This is a genomic window from Rhodococcus sp. MEB041 (genome assembly GCF_030208955.1).
Lineage (GTDB): Bacteria > Actinomycetota > Actinomycetes > Mycobacteriales > Mycobacteriaceae > Rhodococcoides.
This window is the reverse complement of the sequence record NZ_JARVSZ010000005.1, coordinates 853954-875564: the sequence shown is the minus strand read 5'-3', so window position 1 is coordinate 875564 and position 21611 is coordinate 853954. Positions and strand designations below refer to the sequence as shown.

Annotated in this window: 19 protein-coding genes; 13 read left to right on the top strand and 6 right to left on the bottom strand. The window is 70.5% G+C overall.

Annotation, left to right across the window (positions count from 1 at the left end; all coding sequences use genetic code 11):
* Window positions 1-2: 2 nt before the first annotated feature.
* The 3 genes from QRN16_RS18255 to QRN16_RS18245 are packed head-to-tail and all read right to left on the bottom strand — an operon-like array spanning window position 3 to window position 4025.
* Entirely contained in the window at window positions 3-1400 is a 1398-nt protein-coding gene (locus QRN16_RS18255; protein ID WP_285188801.1) for a hypothetical protein, read from the bottom strand.
* Window positions 1387-2733: a hypothetical protein gene (locus tag QRN16_RS18250; protein WP_285188799.1), complete on the bottom strand. Its 1347-nt coding sequence runs from the start codon at window positions 2731-2733 to the stop codon at window positions 1387-1389. Before QRN16_RS18250 ends, QRN16_RS18255 begins: the two co-directional genes overlap by 14 nt.
* The gene (locus QRN16_RS18245; RefSeq protein WP_222638691.1) at window positions 2730-4025 is read right to left on the bottom strand and encodes a glycosyltransferase; all 1296 of its coding nucleotides are present in this window, start codon (window positions 4023-4025) and stop codon (window positions 2730-2732) included. Before QRN16_RS18245 ends, QRN16_RS18250 begins: the two co-directional genes overlap by 4 nt.
* A 443-nt stretch (window positions 4026-4468) precedes the next feature.
* On the opposite strand from QRN16_RS18245, the gene QRN16_RS18240 reads away from it, so the two are divergent.
* The 12 genes from QRN16_RS18240 to QRN16_RS18185 all read left to right on the top strand — a co-directional run bounded on the left by QRN16_RS18240 (window position 4469) and on the right by QRN16_RS18185 (window position 17644).
* Complete coding sequence (locus QRN16_RS18240; protein ID WP_285188796.1) at window positions 4469-5806, top strand: glycosyltransferase; 1338 nt, start codon at window positions 4469-4471, stop codon at window positions 5804-5806.
* Window positions 5803-6678: a glycosyltransferase family 2 protein gene (locus QRN16_RS18235; RefSeq protein WP_285188794.1), complete on the top strand. Its 876-nt coding sequence runs from the start codon at window positions 5803-5805 to the stop codon at window positions 6676-6678. The genes QRN16_RS18240 and QRN16_RS18235 overlap by 4 nt, the downstream gene beginning before the upstream one ends.
* Window positions 6679-6736: 58 nt before the next feature.
* Entirely contained in the window at window positions 6737-8197 is a 1461-nt protein-coding gene (locus QRN16_RS18230; RefSeq protein ID WP_285188793.1) for a condensation domain-containing protein, read from the top strand.
* A complete protein-coding gene (locus tag QRN16_RS18225) occupies window positions 8194-9624 on the top strand; it encodes a condensation domain-containing protein (RefSeq protein ID WP_285188791.1) in 1431 nt (476 codons plus the stop codon). The genes QRN16_RS18230 and QRN16_RS18225 overlap by 4 nt, the downstream gene beginning before the upstream one ends.
* Window positions 9615-11003, top strand: coding sequence for a condensation domain-containing protein (locus tag QRN16_RS18220; RefSeq protein WP_285188789.1), 1389 nt, complete (start codon window positions 9615-9617; stop codon window positions 11001-11003). The genes QRN16_RS18225 and QRN16_RS18220 overlap by 10 nt, the downstream gene beginning before the upstream one ends.
* A gap of 36 nt (window positions 11004-11039) precedes the next feature.
* Entirely contained in the window at window positions 11040-11297 is a 258-nt protein-coding gene (locus QRN16_RS18215) for an acyl-CoA carboxylase subunit epsilon (RefSeq protein WP_027506905.1), read from the top strand.
* A complete protein-coding gene (locus QRN16_RS18210; protein ID WP_222638696.1) occupies window positions 11294-11974 on the top strand; it encodes a Maf family protein in 681 nt (226 codons plus the stop codon). Before QRN16_RS18215 ends, QRN16_RS18210 begins: the two co-directional genes overlap by 4 nt.
* 82 nt (window positions 11975-12056) lie before the next feature.
* A complete protein-coding gene (locus QRN16_RS18205; protein ID WP_222627152.1) occupies window positions 12057-12944 on the top strand; it encodes a sulfurtransferase in 888 nt (295 codons plus the stop codon).
* Window positions 12941-13360, top strand: a complete 420-nt coding sequence (locus QRN16_RS18200; RefSeq protein ID WP_037186768.1) for a SufE family protein — start codon at window positions 12941-12943, stop codon at window positions 13358-13360. The genes QRN16_RS18205 and QRN16_RS18200 overlap by 4 nt, the downstream gene beginning before the upstream one ends.
* 102 nt (window positions 13361-13462) lie before the next feature.
* Window positions 13463-14920, top strand: a complete 1458-nt coding sequence (locus QRN16_RS18195; RefSeq protein WP_285188782.1) for a condensation domain-containing protein — start codon at window positions 13463-13465, stop codon at window positions 14918-14920.
* An 89-nt stretch (window positions 14921-15009) separates the two neighbouring features.
* On the top strand, window positions 15010-16803 hold the full coding sequence (locus QRN16_RS18190) for an acetyl/propionyl/methylcrotonyl-CoA carboxylase subunit alpha (RefSeq protein WP_285188779.1): 1794 nt from the start codon (window positions 15010-15012) through the stop codon (window positions 16801-16803).
* 115 nt (window positions 16804-16918) lie between these two features.
* Entirely contained in the window at window positions 16919-17644 is a 726-nt protein-coding gene (locus QRN16_RS18185; RefSeq protein ID WP_285188778.1) for a haloacid dehalogenase type II, read from the top strand.
* Here the strand turns inward: QRN16_RS18185 and QRN16_RS18180 are convergent.
* The 3 genes from QRN16_RS18180 to QRN16_RS18170 all read right to left on the bottom strand — a co-directional run bounded on the left by QRN16_RS18180 (window position 17623) and on the right by QRN16_RS18170 (window position 19502).
* Entirely contained in the window at window positions 17623-18135 is a 513-nt protein-coding gene (locus QRN16_RS18180) for a class I SAM-dependent methyltransferase (RefSeq protein ID WP_285188776.1), read from the bottom strand. The genes QRN16_RS18185 and QRN16_RS18180 overlap by 22 nt on opposite strands.
* A 42-nt stretch (window positions 18136-18177) precedes the next feature.
* On the bottom strand, window positions 18178-18717 hold the full coding sequence (locus QRN16_RS18175; RefSeq protein ID WP_285188774.1) for a nucleotidyltransferase family protein: 540 nt from the start codon (window positions 18715-18717) through the stop codon (window positions 18178-18180).
* Between the two features lie 143 nt (window positions 18718-18860).
* Window positions 18861-19502 (bottom strand): pyridoxamine 5'-phosphate oxidase family protein, encoded by a 642-nt coding sequence (locus tag QRN16_RS18170; protein WP_285188772.1) that lies wholly within the window; start codon window positions 19500-19502, stop codon window positions 18861-18863.
* Window positions 19503-19704: 202 nt separating this feature from the next.
* On the opposite strand from QRN16_RS18170, the gene QRN16_RS18165 reads away from it, so the two are divergent.
* Window positions 19705-21609, top strand: a complete 1905-nt coding sequence (locus QRN16_RS18165) for a solute carrier family 23 protein (RefSeq protein ID WP_285188770.1) — start codon at window positions 19705-19707, stop codon at window positions 21607-21609.
* The last annotated feature ends 2 nt before the right edge of the window (window positions 21610-21611 follow it).

Below are 21611 nucleotides of genomic sequence, written 5' to 3'. Positions count from 1 at the left end.
CCTCACCAGAACGAGTGCTCGAGTGACCACCGGTCGAGCTCCGCGGACACCGTCTCGCGGAGCCGGCCGGTGTCTCCCGCGTACTCGGGGTGGATGCCGAACACGGTGACCGTCACCTTGTCGCCGTACTCCACCGCCCACGCGGCGATCGCCGGTCCCTGTCGACGCCGGGCGGCCGCGTCGCGGCCCTGCATGATCGCGCGGATCCCGAACGACTCCGCGACCTGATCACCGAGTTCGAGGGCGCTCTGCGGCGCGGCGCCCAGGTTCGACACCGTGGTGTCCGGCCCGGCGATGGACGTCATCATCCGCCCGAGCACCCGGTCCGGAAGCAACCTGGCCACCGCCTGCAGGTGGTCGGTGACCGCGTCGTCCGTGGCCGCGTACTTCGCGAACGCCGCCTTGCTCAGCGCGCGGATCTCGCCGAGCCCCACCTCGGGTCCGATCGGCCCGGGCACCCGGATCCACACGCCCCCGGACGCATTCGCTCTGTCGTCGCCGTCGGCGCGGTTGCTCACCGCGATGCAGATGCGCGTGCCCTCGGGACCCGTCGGATGGCCGGACGCACGCAGAACCCCGCCCATGACGGCCGTGAAGAGGCTGTTCGGCGTACCACCGTGCTCGGCCGCGCGGTCGACCCACTCGCGGCGATCGAGATCCACCACGGCGAGGGTGGTGTCGGACTCGGTCGGAGTGGGTTCGTCCGCGCGAGCCGCGACCGGCGCGGCAGTCGGGGCAGTCTCGTCGGATCGCGTGATCGCCGTCCGCAGCGCCGTCGCGCCGGCCGTCGCCGCCGCCTTCCCGATCACCGCGAGAGCCCGCGCCACCGCCGGAATCTGCGCCCCCGCGTCACGGAGATCGCCCCGCACGCCGGCCCACCCGGCGACGTCACGCCCGGTGGGCAGTGCCGAGCGCGTCGGCCCCCGGCGAGCCGCGTCGAGCGCCGCGTACACGGCCTGGCCATCGGCGATCATGTGCGAGACCAGCAGTGCCAGAACGGTTCTCCCGGTATCGGTGTGCGCGCACTCGAGCGTGAAACCGCGTCCGGCAGACGGGTCGAGATCGGCCGCACGGAGCCGCGCATCGACCCAGTCCCCCACCGCGTCATCCGCGATGGTGCCCGGTTCGGTGTACACCGTGGCGGGGCGCTCGGCCCGCACCCATCGGTCGTGGCCGAACGGCACGGAGGTGGGGACCACCCGGCGGTCGAACGATCCCGACGCGAGCCGGTCGGCGAGCGTCGCGACGGCGTCCGCACCCGGGTCGGCCGGGAAGATCCACAGGTACTGGATCGGCGCCGTCCATCCGAAGAGTCGCTCCGCCAACGCGTACGACTCGTCGGCACCCGCCACGCGGTCTGCCGGGCGGACCTGAGCAGTGGTCACGTCACCAGAACTCATGCGGCACATCCCATCCGGTGAGCTCCGCGGACAGGGCTGCCGTCAGCGCCTGCGCGGAACCCACGCGTGTCTCGTCGAACCCGGCCACGGCGAAGGTCGCCGCACCGTCCGTCTCCAGGTACCAGGACTGCACGCCCTCGCCGAAGCGTTGCGTGCCGGCGGGGTCGACGTGGTGCGCTGTTCCCCGGAAGGCGACGTCCGTGGCGGTACGGCCGCCGACCCGGCGGAGACCGTCGAAGGACCCGAGATTCGACGCGACCACGTCGGGCATACCGGACCCGCCGCCCGTCACCACGGACGACACGACGGACAGCGGGAGTACCTGGAGCAGTGGCTGCAGATGAATCATCGCCGGCCGGCGTCCGGCGGACAGCGCCGCGAACGCGTCCCGGCACAGCGCGCGGACACCGCCCAGATCGGAGCCCGGAACCACGCGCTCGGCGAGTGAGATCGACACGCCCCCGGTGGCGTTGCTGCGCTGATCGTCGTCACCCCGGCGCAGACTCATCGGGATGCCGACCTTCACGGGCAGCCCGTCGTCTGCGTAGCCGGTGGCGACGAGCGCACCGGCGAGTACCGCGACGAACAACGAGTTCCGTGTCCCGCCGTGACGCTGCGCGACGGCGTCCCACTCCGCCACCGGCACCGTGACCGTCGCCCAGGACGGACGAGCCAGCGGCGCACGGGTGTGTGCGGGAGTGCGCGGGGTGACGGAGGCCGGACGTGCGACGCCGGAGTCGGTCGAGCGGAGATCGGACACCACCGCGACGGCGGTCCGTGCCACGCCGGCCACGGCTCCGACCACCTGACGTGCTGCGTCGCCGACGTCCCCGACGAGTGCGGACGGCCCGGTCGGCGCGGCGCCGATGTCGTCGCGCACCCCGGCCGTGTCGGCGACGGCGGCCACAGCGGCCGCCGTCATCGCTCGGCCGTCCGCGACGAGGTGCAGGCAGGTGAGAGACAGCGCCGATCCACCGGTGGTCGTCCGGGTGGACCGCAGCGCCCAGCAGCGCCCCGCCTCGGCGTCGAGGTCGACGGTCTCGAGATCGCGCGTCGCCCAGTCGAGGACCTCGTCCGGTGTCACAGACTCGTCGTCGAGCCGAACGGCGGGATCCCGGTCGGACCGGACCCAGCCCGGGCGGGCGACGGGAATCGACGGTCGCACGATGCGTCGATGCAGTGCTCCGCGCGCGAGTCCCACCGCCATCGCCGTCACGTCGGCGTCCGGCACCGCGTCGTCGAAGCGCCACACGAGTTGCAGGACCACGTCCCACCCGAACGCCTCGGAGAGGAACCAGTAGGTGAAGTCCTGATCCTGAAGCCGCGCCGTCATGCGACCACCGCGTCCGTCGGTGCGGGGCGGGCCGACTCCACGAGGTCGGACGCGCGGCGGACCGCCTCCGCGGGACTCGTCATGGCGGCGGCCACGGCGGCTGCGCCCGCGGCCGCCTCGGGCGTCAGAGCGAGGCGCAACGCCTTCTCCAACGACTGCGCCGTGATGTCGGAGGCGGACATCGCGGCGCCGCACGACAGGGCGACGACCCGCCGACCCCAGAAGGGCTGATCGGACGACACCGAGCACACCACCGTCGGCCGTCCGGCCCGCAGTCCCGCCGCGGTGGTCCCCGCGCCGCCGTGGTGCACGACGGCGCGGCACCGGGGGAAGACCGCGGCGTGGTCGACGGCGCCGGTCACACGGACGTGATCACCGAGCGCGTCTGCGGAGTCGACGTCGTTCCAGCCGGCGCACAGCAGAACCCGTTCGCCCACGCGCGCCGCGGCATCCGCGACGGCGGCCAGGACGGCCGCCGGGTTCGTCACCGGCATGGATCCGAAGCCGACGTAGACGGGCGGGGGGCCGTCGTCGATCCACTCGTCCAGGGACGGGTCGGACGGCTGCGGATCCATCCGTGCCCGCAGCTCCGGGGACACCTCGAGGAAACCTGTGAGGGGACGCGTGCCGTCCCAGTCGACGGCGAGTTCGGGGCAGAACACCCGGTCGTAGGCCTGGATCTCGACGGTCCGGCGACGGGCCATGCGACCGGGAAGCGGTGACGACACCGTGGGGATGCCCAGGGAGCGGCGCAGCGTGTTCTCGCGCCGCCGGGTCGCCGTCCACAGGACATGGTCCAGCACGGTCCAGGCAAGTCCGACGACCGCAGCCGGCGCACCGTCGATGCCGGGCACCGGTGAGTACCGCGGGTTGGAGCGCACCGGCGCGTGATGCAGCGCGACGAGACCGATCCCGCGCGCCTCGGCGAGGGGCAGCGCGATCTGTTCGGTGGTGATGCCCGTGAGCAGCACGTCCGGCGCCGTGGTGTCGACGACGTCGCGCAGTTCCGTCACCATCTGGTCCCACCCGAAGTTCCACAGTGCGGCGAGCGCCCGCGCACGGTCGGCGACCGACCCGCGGGACAGGCCGTGACGGACCAGGTCCGAGTTCATGTGCTCGCGGGTGTCGTACCCGAACGGCACCGTCTCGAGTCCGACCCCGCGGGCCAGGTGCACGAGGTTGGGCGGAACTGCCATGACAACGTGGTGGCCCCGGCCCGCCAGATCCGAACCCAGGACGACGGCAGGTTGTACGTCGCCTCGCGTTCCGCTGACGGCCATGACGATGCGCACGACTCGATTCCCCCTCGGACTTACCTGATGTGGAGTGCGCCGGAAATGGCGTCTCGTCCGCTTGTGTCACTTGTTCGTACCATTCGACGCACGGGACGGCATGTCGTGGTGCCGATCCGAGAACTGGACCACGGACAGACCTCGAGGTCGGGAACGCACGCTGGTCACAAGCAGCGCCGCAGTCGACTTGTCAAGGCTGACAGCCGAATACGCCGAACAAGGAGGTCGGGTCGGCGCAGCGGCGTGGGATGTCACGACGGGCCCGATCGCAACTCGGACAGCGAGACACTCGTCACCCTGGCGTGTCGGTGTGGCGTAGGACGTCACGATTGGCGGAGTCCCACCATGTCTGCAATGGTCGTTCCACGAACAGTTCGCGGAGGTCATCAGTTGCGGACGCTCGGCGCGCGGGGGTCGCGGAGCAACGCTCGAGGGGGTGAGACATGCAGGTCACGTTGGCATTTCAGGGAAGTAGAGGCGACGTGCAGCCCGGCGTCGTCCTGGCCACCGAGCTGGAACGACGTGGACACCGGGTGGTGCTCGCCGTTCCGCCGAACCTCGTCGCCTTCGCCGCGTCCGCCGGCCTCGATGCTCGCCCGTGCGGTGTGGACACCGCGGAGCTGCTCACCTCGCCCCTCGTGACCCGAGACATGGCCTCGCGCAACCCGCGCCGCCGGTTGGCAGCCGTCACGGCCATCACCGTCGCGGGAGGTCGCGCCGCGCGAGCCGCACTGACCGACCTGGCCGCCGGCAGCGATGTCCTCGTGGGGTCGTCCGTCGGTCAGGAAAGCGCGTACGACGTGGCCGATGTGCACTCGATCCCCTACGCACCCCTGCACTTCTGCCCGGTTCGCAGCAACGGCGTCGCCTCCGTCGTCCCGGTACCGTCGGCCCTCCCGGGGTTCGTGCACCGCGCGGCGTGGTGGGCGCTCGACACCACACTGTGGCGCGCCTCCCGTGGTGCGCACACCACCCTCCGAGCAGAACTCGGACTTCCGCCCATGACATCCAGTGTCGCTGGGGCGCTGGCGCGTTCCGGCGTCACCGAGATCCAGGCGTACGACGCGGCGCTGTTCCGCGGGCTCACGGAGGAATGGGGCCCGGCGCGACCTCTCACCGGTTTCCTGCATCCCGACGCCCGCACTCGCGCCGCGGTGCAGCGAGCTGCCCCGGTCACCGACGGTCTCGATTCCTGGCTCCGCGCGGGCACACCACCGGTGTACATCGGGTTCGGCAGCATGACGGTCCCCGGCGGCGCGGCTCTTCTCGACGAACTCGTCGCTGCCGTTCGGCGTGCCGGGAGACGCGTTCTGCTCGTCGGCGGCTGGGACGACCGGCTGCTGCGCGAGAACGCCCCCGGTTCCGGCGAGTTCGGGCACGATGTCCTCTCGGTATCGGCCGTCGACCACACCGCGGTGCTCCCGCAGTGCGAGGCCGTCGTCCACCACGGCGGCGCCGGGTCCACCGCCGCCGGTCTGCGCGCCGGTCGACCCACTCTCGTGTGTCATGTCGGTGCCGATCAACCCCTGTGGGGACGACGCGTCGTCGCCTCGCGAGTCGGCGCGAGCGTCGCCGCACGATCGGCGTCCTCCGCCTCGCTCGATGCCGCTCTGGCCCGGGTGCTCCACCCACGGACACGTTCTGCTGCAGAGTGTCTCGCGGATTCCCTCGTCTCGCCCACCGATGCGGTCCGGCGGTGCGCCGACCTCGTCGAGGCGGCAGCGCAGCGCCGCACGGCCCCGCTGCACCCGACCGCCTCGCGAACGGAGACCTCCCGATGAACCGACTGTCCCTGTCCGTCGTCGTCCCGGCATTCGACGAGGAGGAGTGTATCGGCGCGTGCCTGGACCTGCTGTGCACCCAGCTCGACTGCATCACCGAGATCATCGTCGTGGACAACAACTCCGCGGACGGCACCCGTGACATCGTGCGACGACATGCCACGGACCACCCCGAGATCCGCGTGGTGACCGAGAAACAGCAGGGTCTCGTCTTCGCCCGGAACGCCGGTATGGATGCGGCGTCCGGGGATCTCGTCGCCCGGATCGATGCCGACACCCGCGTGCCCGATGACTGGGCGGCAACGATTCTCGACTTCTTCGCCGCCGACGTCGATCAGCACTGGGCCGCCGCGTGCGGACGCGGTGAGGCGTACGAGCTGCCCTACGGCGACGCGGCCGCCCGCATCAAGGCGCGGTGGTCCCCGCTCGCCCGGCGGTCGCCGTCCACGCCGGAGGTCCGCGACGTTCCGGTCCTGTACGGCTCCAACATGATCCTGCGCCGCGAGACGTGGAAGCTGATCCGCGAGGACGTCTCGCTGCGCCGCGACGTCTTCGAGGACGTCGACATGGGGCTCTGCGTCCAGGAGTCGGGCGGGCGGAACGCCTTTCTGCCATCCCTCACCGTGGGAGTGTCGCCGCGCCGAATGGAATCGGGAATGCGGTCCTTCGTCCGCTACATGGCGTGCCTCCCCCGAACCCTGCGACTGCATGGACGCCACGCGCTCGCGGCGGCAGCGCTCGTGCTGTACGTGCCGGGGGTGTCCGCGCTCCACGCCTGCCGACTCGTGATGATCCGCGCCTACGACAGCGACAGCGGATCCTTCTCCGCGCGACATCTCCTGCGCCCCCGCACCGATCGCGGAATGCCCTGAGCGCACCGCTCCACTTCCCGACCCTGCGATCTCGACCCGAACGGACGTGAGACCGAAGATGGAATTCACCGAGCTCGCCGATCACCCGCTCCCCCGGGGCGTGGTGACCGAGTGGATCCCCACCGTCACCGCGACCGACCGCTGGTATCGGGACGACCGACCACTGGCCTACACGCACGAGGAACATTGCCGTCACAGCCTCGCCAAGGCTGCCACGGGATCCTCGGACGAGATCGGCGCCGCCTGGATCGGGGCGGTGTTCGAGATCCACGACCGGTACGACGCCGAGGCGCTGCGTCGTGCTCTGCGCGCGTGGACCTCTCGCCACGAGACCTTCCGCTCGACGGTCACGACGGACGGCGTCGACGCCGACGGCGGCGCCCGTCTCGCCCGCTCCACCGTCCCGGAGGATGCGGTGGACGTGGTTCCGCGTGTACTCGGGCGTCGGCGCACGGGATCCGACGTGCACGCCGACGTCTCGGACTTCTTCGCCCGCACCCTGTCGCCGTTCCGGTGGCCGCACTGCGTGGTCGCCACGGTCGAGGACATCGCCCCGAGTTCGTCGACCGAGGAGGACGACGAGACTGACCGGTTCCTGCTCGTCTTCGGAGCCGACCACTCCGTCATGGACGCGTACTCGATGCTGTTGGCCGTCAGCGAACTCCGCCGGCTGTACGAGTTCGAGATCCACGCGCGCGATCCACGGCTGGCGGCGATCGGCAGTCATCTCGACTTCAGCGTCGTCGACCGGGAGACCGGTGACTGCCTGACCCCTGACCACGAGGTGGTCCGCACCTGGTCGTCCTTCCTCTCCGACGGCAGCTTCCCCCCGTTCCCCCTCCCGGTCGGCGCCGACGACGAGCACGGTCCCGAGCGGCAGAGCAGTCTCTCCCGGTACCTGTTGAGTGCGGCGGACACCGACGCGCTCGCCGCACACACCCGCGCGCGGGGTGCGTCCATGACCGCGGCCGTGGTCGGTGCGCTGGCACTGACCTCCCGCGACCTCGCGGGTGAACGCCGACTGCGTGTGACCATGCCCATGCACACGCGCTTCGAGCCCCAGTACGCCGAATCGGTCGGCTGGTACGTGGGAGTGGTGCCGGTCGACGTCCACGTCGACCCCGCCTCGGACGTGGACGACGCCGTGCGCCGCGCTGCCGCCGGCCTGGACGCCGTCAAGGGCTATGCGCGCCAGCCGTACTCCCGTGTCGCGCGGCTGCTGAACGTGGACTCGGTGCCGCAGTTCGTGGTGTCCTACCTCGATCTGCGCCACACCCCCGATGCCGAGTCGTGGCCGCTGTGGAACACGCGCACACTCCGCAGTGCCACCGCCTCCCGCGACGAGGTCTACTTCTGGATCCTCCGCACGCCGCTCGGCCTCAGCATCGCGGCCCGGTTCCCCGGCCACGAGGAGGCGGTCCGCAACGTGCACGCCTACCTCGCCCGATTCCAGGAGGTGTTGCGCGAGTCCGCCGGCGCCGTCGTCGAGAGCGGGGCGGACAGGACGGTGCACGCATGATCATCACGGCGATGCGCAACTGGAAACCCGCACCCGGCGAACTGCTCGAGTGGCATCCGGTCGACGACGCACGGCCGCTCGTCGAGTCCGCACCGGTCGATCCCACCCCGCCGTCGTTCCTGCAGGAGAACCATGTTCGCGGTGTGCGCGCGGTGGCGGACCGGGGAGGCACGCACACCGCGTACCTCGGCTCCGCGACCGAGGTCGCCGGGAATCTCGACGTCGCCGCGTTGACCCTCGCCTTCGAGCAGTTCCTCCTGCGCCACGAGGGACTGCAGACGTGGTTCGAGACGGACGGCGGCGCGGTCGTGCGGCGCCGCGTTCCCCCGGCGGCCGCGCGCCTGCGGGCCGTCTCCGCGGGCGAGTGCTCGGCGCCCGACCAGTTCCTCGACTACGTGCGCGATCGGCTCTCGCGGGACGCCACACCCCTGAGTTGGCCCGCCGTGGCGTTCGGGGCGGTGGCGCGACCGGGGGGATTCACGCTCTATTACGGTGCGGACCACGCGTTCTCCGACGGCGCCTCTCAGGTCCTGGTCCTGGCGGAGCTGATCGATCTCTATCGCGCGGCGCAGTCGAACCGTGCACCCACCGACATCTCGGCGTGGACCGGAAGCTTCCTCGAGCACGTCGCGATCGAGAACGAGAGGGCCGAGGCCGTCGACGCCGACTCCCCCGAGCTGGCCGAGTGGATCGACGTCGTGCGAGCCCACGGCGGCGCGATGCCGTCCTTCCCGCTCGACCTCGGACTCGCACCGGGTGAGACCGCTCCCGTCGAACCGATCGAGATGGACCTGCTGGGCGCGGACGACACCGCGGCCTTCGACGCCGCGTGCCGGGAGGCGGGTGGGAAGTTCGTCACGGGCCTGTTCGCCGCGGTCGCGATCACCGATCACGAGCTCGCGGGCCGCGACGACTACGCCGGCATCACCGTGCTCGGTACCCGCCACCTCGGGGACTTCGCCCTGTCCCAGGGCTGGTTCTGCAACTTCGCGCCCGTGACGTTCCCCGTGGCGGGCGCCGGCGACTTCCGCACCCTCGTCGGTCGGGCGAGCGAGGCCTACGCCCGCACGAAGGCCACCGCGGCAGCGCCGATCGGGAAGGTGCTGCAGCTGCTCTTCGAGTCCGGTGTCGGCGGCGCCGGACTGGCATCGAGCCCGCACCTGTTGTCCTACATCGATTTCCGCTGGTTCCCCGGCCACGGCTCCGAGGCCGACGACGACGCGATCCTGTTCACCGGCGAGGGCCGCACCGCGAACGCGTCCATGTGGTTCAACCGGGACGATCGCCACTTCTATCTCGGGTCGCAGACTCCCGCGACGCCCGAGGCTCAGCGGCAGGTGGCGCGATACCACCAGCACCTGCGGGAGGTCCTGCAGACGGTCGCGCGGGACGGGAACCGCGTCGTCGGTGGTGGCGCGTGCACGTGATCGGAGTGGACGCCTGGGCCCCGCGCCCGGGCGTCGTCCTGCAGTGGCTCGTGCGTTCCGACGCCGAACCCGTCCCGTCGACGGTCCCGCCGTCGTTCAACCAGAGTGCGCACCTCGCCGACGTCGACGACGGCAGCACGTGGCTCGCAGCATCGTTCGACGTCCCGGGGCCGCTCGACACCGATGCCCTGGAGCGTTCTCTCGAGCGGTTGGTCGCACGCCACGGTTCGCTCCGGACCGGGTTCGTGCGGTCCGACTCCGGTCCGTCACGCGTGAATTATCCGCAGGGTGCGCTCACCCTCCGACGACGACCGGACATCGCGGTCCCCTCCGTCCCGGAGGCCCACCGCGTCGTGCGCGGCGCGCTCGACGCCGCGTGCGCTCCCTTCTCCGCACCGGCCTACACCTTCCTCGCCATCGATCGTCCGGACGTCTCCACGGTGGTGTGCGGGTTCGATCACGCGCACGTCGACGCCTATTCGCTGGCGGTCGTCATCGACGACGTCCGTCGGGGCTATCTCGGCGAGCCGGAGACCGCGCCGGATCCGGGTGACTTCGTCGACTACTGCGCAGCCGAGTCCGCGGGCACGCCGATCGACCTCGAGGACGACCGGCTCCGCACGTGGGTCGACTTCCTGCACGCGGGCGCCGGCGCTCCGCCGCAGTTCCCTCTCGATCTCGGAGTCCCGCACGGGCGCACGGACCGCTGTGCGGTCCGCGTCGACACCCTGCTCACCGCACCGGAGGCCGACGCGGCCGAGACCGGGTGCCGGGCCGACGGGGCCAGCCTCTACGCCGGTGTGCTCGCGGCCATGGCGCACGCGGTACGCGACCTCGGTGGTGGCGCCACGGTTCCCCTGCTGTTCCCGCTGCACACCCGTCGATCCGCGGCATGGCGGTCGTCCGTCGGCTGGTTCGTCACCAACGCGCCGCTCGAGGTGGTCACCGAGAGCGACCTGAGGGCCACGATCCGCTCGGCCGGTTCGGCGGTGCGACGCGCGGTCGCGCTGGGCGAGGTGCCCATCGCCCGCGTGGTCGAGGCCGCGGGCGGACTCCGGCGCCCGCGCAAGGACGTCTTCATGGTGTCCTACGTCGACTACCGTTCGGCCCCCGGACACGACCTGCTGCGCAGCATCGACGCCCACCACATCTCCAACGTCACCGTCTCCGACGACGCGCAGTTCTGGATCTCCCGCACCGCGGACGGTCTCGCACTGCGGAGCCGGTTCCCCGACAACCCGACCGCCCGCACCACGATCGAGGCCTTCGTGGCCGCCGTCACGGACCACCTCGCACTCGTCGCCCAGCCGTGCGAGGCCGCCCTACGGTTCGCGGTGGACACCCGGACCGCGGCCGACGCGCCGGTCACCGTCCCCTAGAGTTCGGGGAACACCTGCACCTGGAGGAGACGCTTCGTGACATCAGCCGACGACCGGACCGAGTCCGGTACGGACGAGACCGCTCCCTCGGCGCCCTTCCTGCGCGTCGAGTCGGGCAACCCGACCGACGAGGAGATCGCCGCCCTCGTGGCCGTCCTGTCCGCCGCCACGGCCGACGCCGGGCCGACCGAGATCCCCGTGCTCGATCACTGGGGTCGCCCGTCCACCATGCACCGCGCGGGCACGGCCTTCTCGCCCTACTCGTTCACCACCGGGGTCACCGGACCGCGGTGACGGTCCGGTTCGTACTCGCGTCGCGCTCGCCCGCCCGCCTGTCCGTGTTGCGGGCAGCCGGGGTGGATCCGATCGTCCGGGTCTCGGACGTCGACGAGGACGCGGTCGCCGCAGCACTGCCCTCCGACTCCCCCCACGAGGTGGTGGTCACCGAGCTGGCCGCGGCCAAGGCGGCCGTGATCGCAGAGGCTCTCGCCCACGATCCGGAGCTGTCGACCGGCACCGTCGTCGTCGTGGGCTGCGACTCCATGCTGTCGATCGGCGGCGACCTCGTGGGCAAACCACGAGACGTCGCCGTCGCTCGCGAACGCTGGGCGGCGATGGCCGGTGCGAGCGGTGACCTGCTCACCGGTCACTGCGTCCTACGGCTCGACGACGGCCGGGTGACCGCACGCGGCGCGGCCCACTGCGGGACCACGGTGCACTTCTCCTCGCCGACCGAGCGGGACCTCGAGGCATACCTTCGCTCGGGCGAGCCACTCGCCGTCGCGGGCGCGTTCACCCTCGACGGTCTCGGTGGCTGGTTCGTCGACGGCATCGAGGGTGACCCGTCGTCCGTCATCGGTATCGGGCTGCCGCTGGTACGCCGGTTGCTCGCCGAGGTGGGTGTCGGCATCGCCGATCTGTGGGAGAGCGCCGCGGCGCATCGTGACGGGATCGACGACACCAGCGTCTGACGCCGTCCCGACGCGCGCCCTAGGATCGTGTGGTCACGCACAATCAGTTCGACCCCCCGTCTGACAACCTCAGGAGACGCACGTGTCCGTCGCGCCAGATCCCCACCCCGCCTTCGCGTCGTTCGCGCACCCCGAACGACTCGTCACGACGCAGTGGCTCTCCGCCAACATCGGCACACCCGGACTCAAGGTCGTCGAGTCCGACGAGGACGTGCTCCTCTACGACGTCGGCCACATCCCCGGCGCGGTCAAGATCGACTGGCATCTCGACCTGAACGACCCCGTCACGCGCGACTACGTCGACGGCGAGAAGTTCGCCGACCTGATGAACCGCAAGGGCATCTCGCGCGACGACACCGTCGTCATCTACGGCGACAAGAGCAACTGGTGGGCCGCGTACGCGCTGTGGGTCTTCACCCTGTTCGGCCACGAGGACGTGCGCCTGCTGGACGGTGGACGCGACGCCTGGCTCGCCGAGAACCGCGACACCACACTCGACGTCCCCGACATCTCCGGGGCGGACTACCCCGTCGTCGAGCGCGACGACGCAGCCATCCGTGCGTTCAAGGACGACGTCCTCGCACACCTCGGATCCGGCCCGCTGGTCGATGTGCGGTCCCCCGCCGAGTACACCGGCGAGCGCACCCACATGCCCGACTACCCCGACGAGGGCGCGCTGCGCGGTGGACACATCCCGACAGCGCTGAGCATCCCGTGGGCGAAGGCCGCGGCACCCGACGGCCGGTTCAAGTCCCGCACCGAGCTCGACGAGGTCTACGGGGACGTGTCCTCCGACGCCGACGTCATCGCGTACTGCCGCATCGGCGAGCGGTCGTCGCACACGTGGTTCGTGCTGACGCATCTGCTCGGCTACGAGAACGTCCGGAACTACGACGGTTCCTGGACCGAGTGGGGCAACGCCGTGCGCACACCGATCGCGCGCGGCGAGGAGCCCGGAGCCCTGCAATGAGCGGAACACTGCCCGCGCCGCTGGCCGAGATCGTCGATGACTTCGCGGCAGTCGAGGGCCAGGACAAGATCACGATGCTGCTCGAGTTCAGCAAGGAGCTGCCGGCCTTGCCCGCAGGTCTCGAGCAGGCCGCGATGGAGCCCGTCCCGGAGTGCCAGTCACCGCTGTTCCTGTCGGTGGACTCGTCCGACCGGTCTGCGGTGCGCCTGTACTTCAGCGCCCCGCCGGAGGCACCGACCACGCGCGGCTTCGCGTCGATCCTGGCGCAGGGGCTCGACGGTCTTCCCGCCGACGACATCCTCGACGTCCCGGACGACTTCTACACCGAGCTGGGACTCGCGGCGGCCGTGAGTCCGCTACGGCTGCGCGGGATGTCGGCGATGCTCAGCCGCGTCAAACAGCACCTGCGGTCCTGACTCGCCGCTTTGTTCGGACAATGTCGCTCTCGGCGGTAGACTGAGGTACCGAGAGCGGCGTCCGGACGGGGCGCCGCGCCGGTCTGGAAGGACAGCCGAATCGTGGAGTTCACCGAACCGGTCGACTACCCGATTCCGGCAGGCACCCTCACCGAATGGATCCCGAGCGTCGGTCCGCACGCATCGACGCCGGAGGACGCGGGGTGGCTGCCCGACGATCGGCCCACCTCCTACGTGCACGAGGCGCACCTGCGTCGCACCCTGGCCAGGCCGTCTGCCGGTCGCGAGTCGTGGCTCGGCACCGCGTTCGACATCGCGGGCCCGCTCGACACCGCCGCGTTCCGGCGCGCGGTGCTGGCGTGGATCGACCGGCACGAGGGCATGCGGTCCAACGCCACCGTCGACCCCGACACGGGCCTGCTCTCGCGCGTGACGGCCCCGGTCGGTGCCACCGACATCTGGGTCATCCAGCAGGACGCGTGCACGCAGGCCGGCGAGGTGTACCAGCATCTTCAGCACCTGTTCGACGAGTACACGTCGCCGCTGGTGTGGCCGTCGTACGCGTTCGTCACTCTCGAACCCACCGGACACTCCGGCGGCGACGCAGCGCCGGACCACTTCACCGTGTTCTTCGCCGCCGATCACTCGATCATCGACGGGCTGTCCATCGTGCTCATCGCGCACGAACTCACCCGCCTCTACGAGCAGGAGACCACCGGCGCCCCGGCAGGTCTCTTCCCCACCGGCAGTTACCTCGATTTCGGCGAACTCGAGCGCACCCTCTGCAGCGGGGTCGACCGGACGCACGACGCCGCCGTGGAGTGGGCGAACTTCCTCGCCGAGGACGGGGGACGATTCCCGTCCTTCCCGCTCGACATCGGACCCGTTCCGGAGGTGCCGATCCCGCAGGCCGGACTGTCCGCGTGGGTCCTCTCGCCCGAGGAGGCGGACGCGTTCACCGTGGCGTGCCGCCGCGCCGGTCCGGGCTTCTCCGCCGGCCTCATGGCCTCGATGGGCGCTGCGGCGGCTGCCGTGTCCGGTGCCGGGCGCTTCCGCACGGTCACCCCGATGCACACCCGTCACGACCCGTCGTGGGCCGCGTCCCTCGGCTGGTTCGTCGGCGTGGCTCCCCTCGCCTTCGACGTCGCGGACGGCGAGTCGTTCGGAGACGTCGTCGTGCGCGCCGGAGCCGAGATCGCACGCACTCGTCCGATCTCGCGCGTCCCCCTCGATCTCGTCGCCGAGGCGATCGACCTGCACGACACCCCGCGTTTCGTCGTCTCCTTCATGGACGTGCGCTTCGCACCCGACGCGCGGACGTGGCCCGACGTCAACGCGCGCGCACTGCGGAGCAGGAAGTACGACCACGACGTCTACCTGTGGGTGCATCGCACTCCGCAGGGCGTCAACATCTCGGCCCGGTTCCCCAGCAGCGAGGTCGCCACCGCTGCCGTCCACCGGTTCGTGGCAGAACTGCGGACCGTGCTCAGCGACGTCGTGACCACCGGGACACACCTCGTGCGGGCCCGGAGTGAGCTCACCCCTACACTCCGAAACTAGGATGACCAACCGATGGCGCGGGCGAAGGCCCGTGCTCGTCCGCCGGAGCGACACCACGCGACGGCCCACCCGACCTCACAGGAGGCTTCGTGCCCAGCCACGCCACTGCCCGCATCAGCAAGGTTCTCGTCGCGAACCGCGGTGAGATAGCGGTTCGCGTGATCCGCGCGGCGGCCGACGCCGGCTACACCTCCGTCGCGGTCTACGCCGAACCCGACGCCGACGCGCCCTTCGTCCGCCTCGCCGACGAAGCCTTCGCCCTCGGCGGTCAGACCTCCGCCGAGTCCTACCTCGCGATCGACAAGATCATCGACGCCGCCGCCAAGTCCGGCGCCGACGCCATCCACCCCGGCTACGGCTTCCTCTCCGAGAACGCCGACTTCGCCCAGGCCGTCCTCGACGCCGGCCTGATCTGGATCGGACCGTCCCCGCAGTCCATCCGCGACCTCGGCGACAAAGTCACCGCCCGCCACATCGCCACCCGCGCCAAGGCCCCCTCCGTGCCCGGCACGTCCGAACCCGTCAAGGACGCCGACGAGATCCTCGCCTTCGCCGACGAGCACGGCCTCCCCATCGCCATCAAGGCCGCCTTCGGCGGCGGCGGACGCGGCATGAAGGTCGCCCGCACCCGCGAGGAGATCCCCGAGCTCTTCGACTCCGCCACCCGCGAAGCCGTCTCCGCCTTCGGCCGCGGCGAATGCTTCGTCGAGCGCTACCTCGACAAGCCCCGCCACGTCGAAGCGCAGGTCATCGCCGACCAGCACGGCAACGTCGTCGTCGCCGGCACCCGCGACTGCTCCCTGCAGCGCCGCTTCCAGAAGCTCGTCGAGGAAGCTCCCGCACCGTTCCTCACCGACGACCAGCGCGCCGAGATCCACGCCTCCGCCAAGGCCATCTGCAAAGAAGCCGGCTACTACGGCGCCGGCACCGTCGAATACCTCGTCGGCCAGGACGGACTCGTCTCCTTCCTCGAGGTCAACACCCGCCTGCAGGTCGAACACCCCGTCACCGAGGAGACCTCCGGCATCGACCTCGTGCTGCAGCAGTTCCGCATCGCCAACGGCGACGAACTCTCCATCACCGAGGACCCGGCACCGCGCGGACACTCCTTCGAGTTCCGCATCAACGGTGAGGACGCCGGCCGCGGCTTCCTCCCCGCCCCCGGACCGGTCACCACCTTCATCGCCCCCGAGGGCCCCGGCGTGCGCGTCGACTCCGGTGTCGAGTCCGGCTCCGTCATCGGCGGCCAGTTCGACTCCATGCTCGCCAAGCTCATCGTCACCGGCGCCACCCGCGAGGAAGCCCTCGCCCGCTCCCGCCGCGCCCTCGCCGAGTTCCGCGTCGAGGGCCTCGCCACCGTCATCCCGTTCCACCGCGCCGTCGTCTCCGACCCCGCCTTCATCGGCGACGGTCAGTCCTTCGACGTTCACACCCGGTGGATCGAGACCGAGTGGGACAACACCGTCGAACCGTTCACCGCCGGCGCCCCCATCGAGGACGACGAGAACGGACCTCGACAGAACGTCGTCGTCGAGGTCGGTGGGCGCCGTGTCGAGGTGTCCCTGCCCGGCCAGTTCTCGCTCGGCGGCAACGCTGCTGCCGGTGGCAACGTCATTCGTCGCAAGCCCAAGGCGCGCACCCGCGGCGGCGCCGGCAGCGCGGCCGCGTCAGGTGACGCCGTCACCGCACCCATGCAGGGCACCGTCGTCAAGGTCGCCGTCACCGAGGGCCAGGAAGTCGTCGCCGGAGACCTCATCGCCGTCCTCGAGGCCATGAAGATGGAGAACCCCGTCACCGCCCACAAGGACGGCGTCGTCACCGGACTCGCCGTGGAGCCCGGCTCCGCGATCACCCAGGGAACTGTTCTCGCAGAACTGAAGTGAGCCGGCCGGACGCCCGCCCCGGTTACGCTCCTCTCATGGCCGACGACAGTCCGCACGTGAGAACCGATCGACGAGGGCGGGCGTTCCCGTCTCCCGGCTCGTACGGGCACTCGTCGTGACAGAGGTCCGGGCCGCTCTCTTCGACGTGTTCGGCACCGTCGTCGACTGGCGCGGGGGTATCGCCGACGAGGTGCGGCGCTGGCTGGAGGAGTACGCCCCCGAACGCGACGACATCGATCCGGGCGACTTCGCGGACCTGTGGCGTGCGAGGTACCAGCCCTCGATGCAACCGATCCGGACCGGTGAGCGCCCCTTCACCAAGCTCGACGTGCTGCACCGCGAGAGTCTCGTGGAACTGCTGGCGGAGTACGTGCTCCCCACCGAGGCGGTCGACGATCTGACTCTGGCGTGGCACCGCTTGCCGCCGTGGCCGGACTCGGTCGCCGGTATCGCAGCCGTCCGCGAGTCCGTCATCGTGGCACCCCTGTCCAACGGCAACGTGTCGTTGCTCCTCGACATGGCCAAGCGTGCCGGCATCCCCTGGGACGCGGTCCTCGGCGCGGAGGTGGTGCAGGCCTACAAGCCGACTCCCGAGTCGTATCTGCGGACGGCGGAGTTGCTCGATCTCGCTCCCGGCCAGTGCCTGATGGTCGCGACACACAACGATGATCTCGCCGCCGCCCGTGGGTGCGGACTACAGACCGCCTTCGTGCGCCGCCCGCACGAGCACGGACCGCAGCAGACCGAGTCCGAACCCACCGACGACTGGGAGTTCGTCGTCGACGACCTCGAGGAACTGGGCAGGCTTCTCCGGTCCTGTCAGGCGAGCAGTCGTTCGTAGACGCCGACCTCGGACCCGAGTTCCCAGGCGCCGATGCCCTCGAAGGAGGACAGCACGCGCTCGTGATTCCAGTCCTCGTCGACGTGGATCTCGTGCGGATTGCCCTCGATCTCGTGCTGCGGGTAGTGGACGATCGGGATCGACAGGTACGCCGCCCGCGTCGCGACCGCACAGCACTTGGCCCACAGCGCCACCGCGTCGGCCTCGGTCATGTGCTCCGCCACGTCGCCGATGATCACCACGTCCGCCGTCGGCAGATCCACCGTGCGCGCGTCACCGAGGATGATCTCGTCGTAGTACTCGTGGAGGCGGTAGGTCTCCACGTACGGCTCCCAGATCTCGACACCGGTGATGCGGGAGAGCTGCGGTCCTGCAAGCAGTTTCGCGTAGGTCCCCACCCCCGGTCCGATGTCGAGCACGGAGACGGGTCGCTCGGACCCCAGGGCGTGGACACGGTCGCGGGTCCAGGACTTACCTTCGGACGAACTCATCGGCATGACTGTCCTGTGCCCAGCCGGGCCTCGGCGTAATCGTCAGGGGCTCGGGCGGTCGTGATCGCGACCCGTCGCGAGGTCCCCGCACTCGACGGTGATCACGTCGGGGTTGCCGCGGAGGAAGGTGCGGGCGCCCTGATCCCCCTTCGCAGCCTCCGCGACCTCCGCCCACCACCGGCGCGCGAGCACCACGGGGTGACCGGGAGTGTCATCGAAGGTGGCCCGCGCGATTCCAGTGTCCGCGGCATGGTCGAGAACCCGCCCCACCACCTCGGCGCCGATGTCGGGGGTGTCCACCAGGTGCAGCACCGCGTGGTCGGCGTCGGTCGTCTCACATGCCTTCAGGCCCACCCGCACCGAGCTGCCCATGCCGGTGCGCCACTCGTCGTTCACCACGGCCTGCGCGCCGGGAGGCATCTCCGGCGCCGCGGCACCCACGACGACCAGGACCTCGTCGCACCCGCCCTCGCGCAGCGCCCGCACCGCCAGGTCCAACCAGAGCCCGTCGTGCGCCAGGATCTTGGGGGCGCCGTACCGGGTGCCCGCACCCGCCGCGAGCACCACGCCGACCGTCGTCATGCGACCACCCTGCACGGGCTGCGTCCCCGGCGCCAGTGCGCGCCGAGCACCTCCCGGGCGCCACGACCCACTTTCCGCACCCACACGCGGGAGCCCGCCCCCACTGGCCGCGAGTGGAACACCCCGCGCACCCCACGCCACGCCTACTCCAGCCTCGCCTCGAGCTCCGCGATGCGGTCGAGCAGCACCTTCTCCCGCGCCGCGGCGTCGCGCTCGTACAGCGCACCCATCCTGCTCACGTAGTCCTGGTCGTAGCGCGGGATGATGCTGCGGGTGCAGTTCCAGTCGATCGCCTCGACGGAGATCACGACGCTGCGCTCGCACCGCGACTCGACGGTGCCGCCGGGCACCTGCCGAAGTCGCTCGAGCAACGCCGGGTCCGCACTTCCCTCGACCACCGTCGCGCGCCCGTAGATCTTCACGCGCTGGCGGCGCGGGTAGTCCACGACGATCAGCGCCACGCGGTCGTTCGCGTCGAGATTGCCGGCCGTCACGTACTGGTTGTTCCCGGCGAAGTCGGCGAACGCGAGTGTGTGGTCGTCGAGCACCTGCAGGAACCCGGCCGGCCCGCTGCGGTACTGGACGTAGGGCCATCCGGTCTCGGTGACTGTCGACAGGTAGAACTGGTCCGCGGCGCGGATGATCACCTTCTCGCGGCCGTCGAGTGCGTCGGGTCCGTCGTCGCCGCGTTCCGCCTGCGCACCGTAGGCCGTGTAGCTGCCCTTCGCGCGCTGCCGCGCCAGCGCCGAGGGTCCGAACACCAGGTGGTGATAGTGGTTGCTCATCGCCCCTCACTCTTCACCACCTGTTGGCGGATCACCCAACGACCAGCGCGGACCGGTGCCCCGACTTTGTGCGGTCTCGACTGGCGGGGTGGCCCCGCATGGCGGAGTCTGATCGCACCGCACTCCGGTCACTCGCCGCCCTGCACCGTCGCAGGGCACCGCCTCAGGCCTTTTCGGCCCTCGCCTGGAACCAGGTCCACTCATGACTGTTCGCTCCGCCGTCACGCGGCGTCACCCCGTCGACGAGGTTCTCCCCGCCCACAAGCTGGCGGCCTACGGGTTCCAACACGTCGTCGCGTTCTACGCGGGAGCTGTGCTGGTCCCGATCATCATCGGTGGGGCCATCGGCCTCACCAATGAGCAGTTGATCCACCTGATCAACGCCGACCTCTTCACGTGTGGCATCGCCTCGATCATCCAGGCGGTCGGCTTCCGGAAGATCGGTGTGAAGCTGCCGCTCCTGCAGGGCGTCACCTTCGCCGGTGTCAGCCCGGTCATCGCGATCGCGATGGCGAACGGCGGCGGGACCGAGGGCCTGCTGTACGTGTACGGCGCCGTGATCGTGGCGGGCCTGTTCACGTTTCTCATCGCCCCCTGGTTCAGCAGGCTGCTGAGGTTCTTCCCGCCGGTGGTGACCGGAACGGTCATTGCCATCATCGGTATCGCCCTGCTGCCGGTGGCCGTCAACGACGCCGTCACCAATCCTGCTACGCACGAACAGGATCCGACCAACGGTCGCTGGATGGCCTACGCGATCGGCACGCTGGTGATCATCGTGCTGATCCAGCGATTCTTCCGCGGCTTCACCGCCACCATCGCCGTGTTGCTGGGACTCGTCATCGGCAGCGCCACCGCGTACGTGTTGGGCGACATGACGTTCGACGGTGTCTCCGAGGCGTCGTGGGTAGGGTTCACGCAGCCGTTCCTGTTCGGCGCGCCCAAGTTCAGTGTCATCGCCATCATCTCGATGATCGTGGTCCTGATGATCACGGCGGTCGAGTCGACGGGCAGCGTCTTCGCGACGGGTGAGATCGTCGGCAAGCGGATCACGAAGGACGACATCGCCGCCACCCTGCGTGCCGACGGCGTGGCCACGGTGATCGGCGGCTCCTTCAACTCGTTCCCGTACACGGCCTTTTCGGAGAACGTCGGCCTGGTGCGCCTGACGCGCGTGCGCAGCCGGTGGGTGGTTGCTGCCGCCGGTGTCATCATGATCGTCCTGGGCCTGCTGCCGAAGACGGCGGCCGTGGTCGCGTCCATTCCGTCACCCGTCCTGGGCGGCGCCGCGCTGGCGCTCTTCGCCACCGTGGCGGTCGTGGGCATCCAGACCCTGTCGAAGGTGGACTTCACCGACCACCGCAACCTCATCATCGTCGCGACGAGTCTCGGTCTGGCCCTGCTGGTCACGATCCAGCCGACCGTCTCGGAGGGTGTTCCGAGCTGGCTCGAGCTGCTGTTCTCGAGCGGCATAGTGCTGGGTGCGTTCACCGCGATCGTCCTCAACATCCTGTTCTTCCACGTGGGTGGCTCGCGCGGGGCGACGGTGGCGGGCTCCCCCGGCGACTCGATCACCCTCGACGCCGTCAACGAGATGAGCCTCGACGAGTTCTCGACGACGTTCGGCGACGTGGTGCAGGGATCGGACTGGGTGGTGCGTCGCGCGTACGAGCAGCGGCCCTACGCGGATGCTCATGCACTGCGGGAGGCGTTCCAGGATTCCCTGCTCGCAGGCACCACGGAGGAGCAGGTCGAGCTGATCAGCGCCTTCCCCGATCTGGGCAGCGAGGACGACGCCGGCACCGCGTTCGCCAAGGACCACGTCTCGCTCGCGCACCTCGGCGACGAGGAGCACCGCTCGGTGGTCGACCTGGCCACCGCCTACCGGGATCACTTCGGCTTCCCCCTCGTCATCTGCGCGGCCGAGACCGAGCGCTACGACCGGGTGCTCGCCAACGGGTGGTCGCGGATGGAGAACTCACCGGGTGCGGAGCGGTCGTTCGCCATGATCGAGGTCGCGAAGATCGCGAACCACCGGTTCGACGACCTGGTCGCCGATGCGAATCCCATCGCCGCGGCGCGTTTCGGCAGACTGAACGACCTGTCCTGATC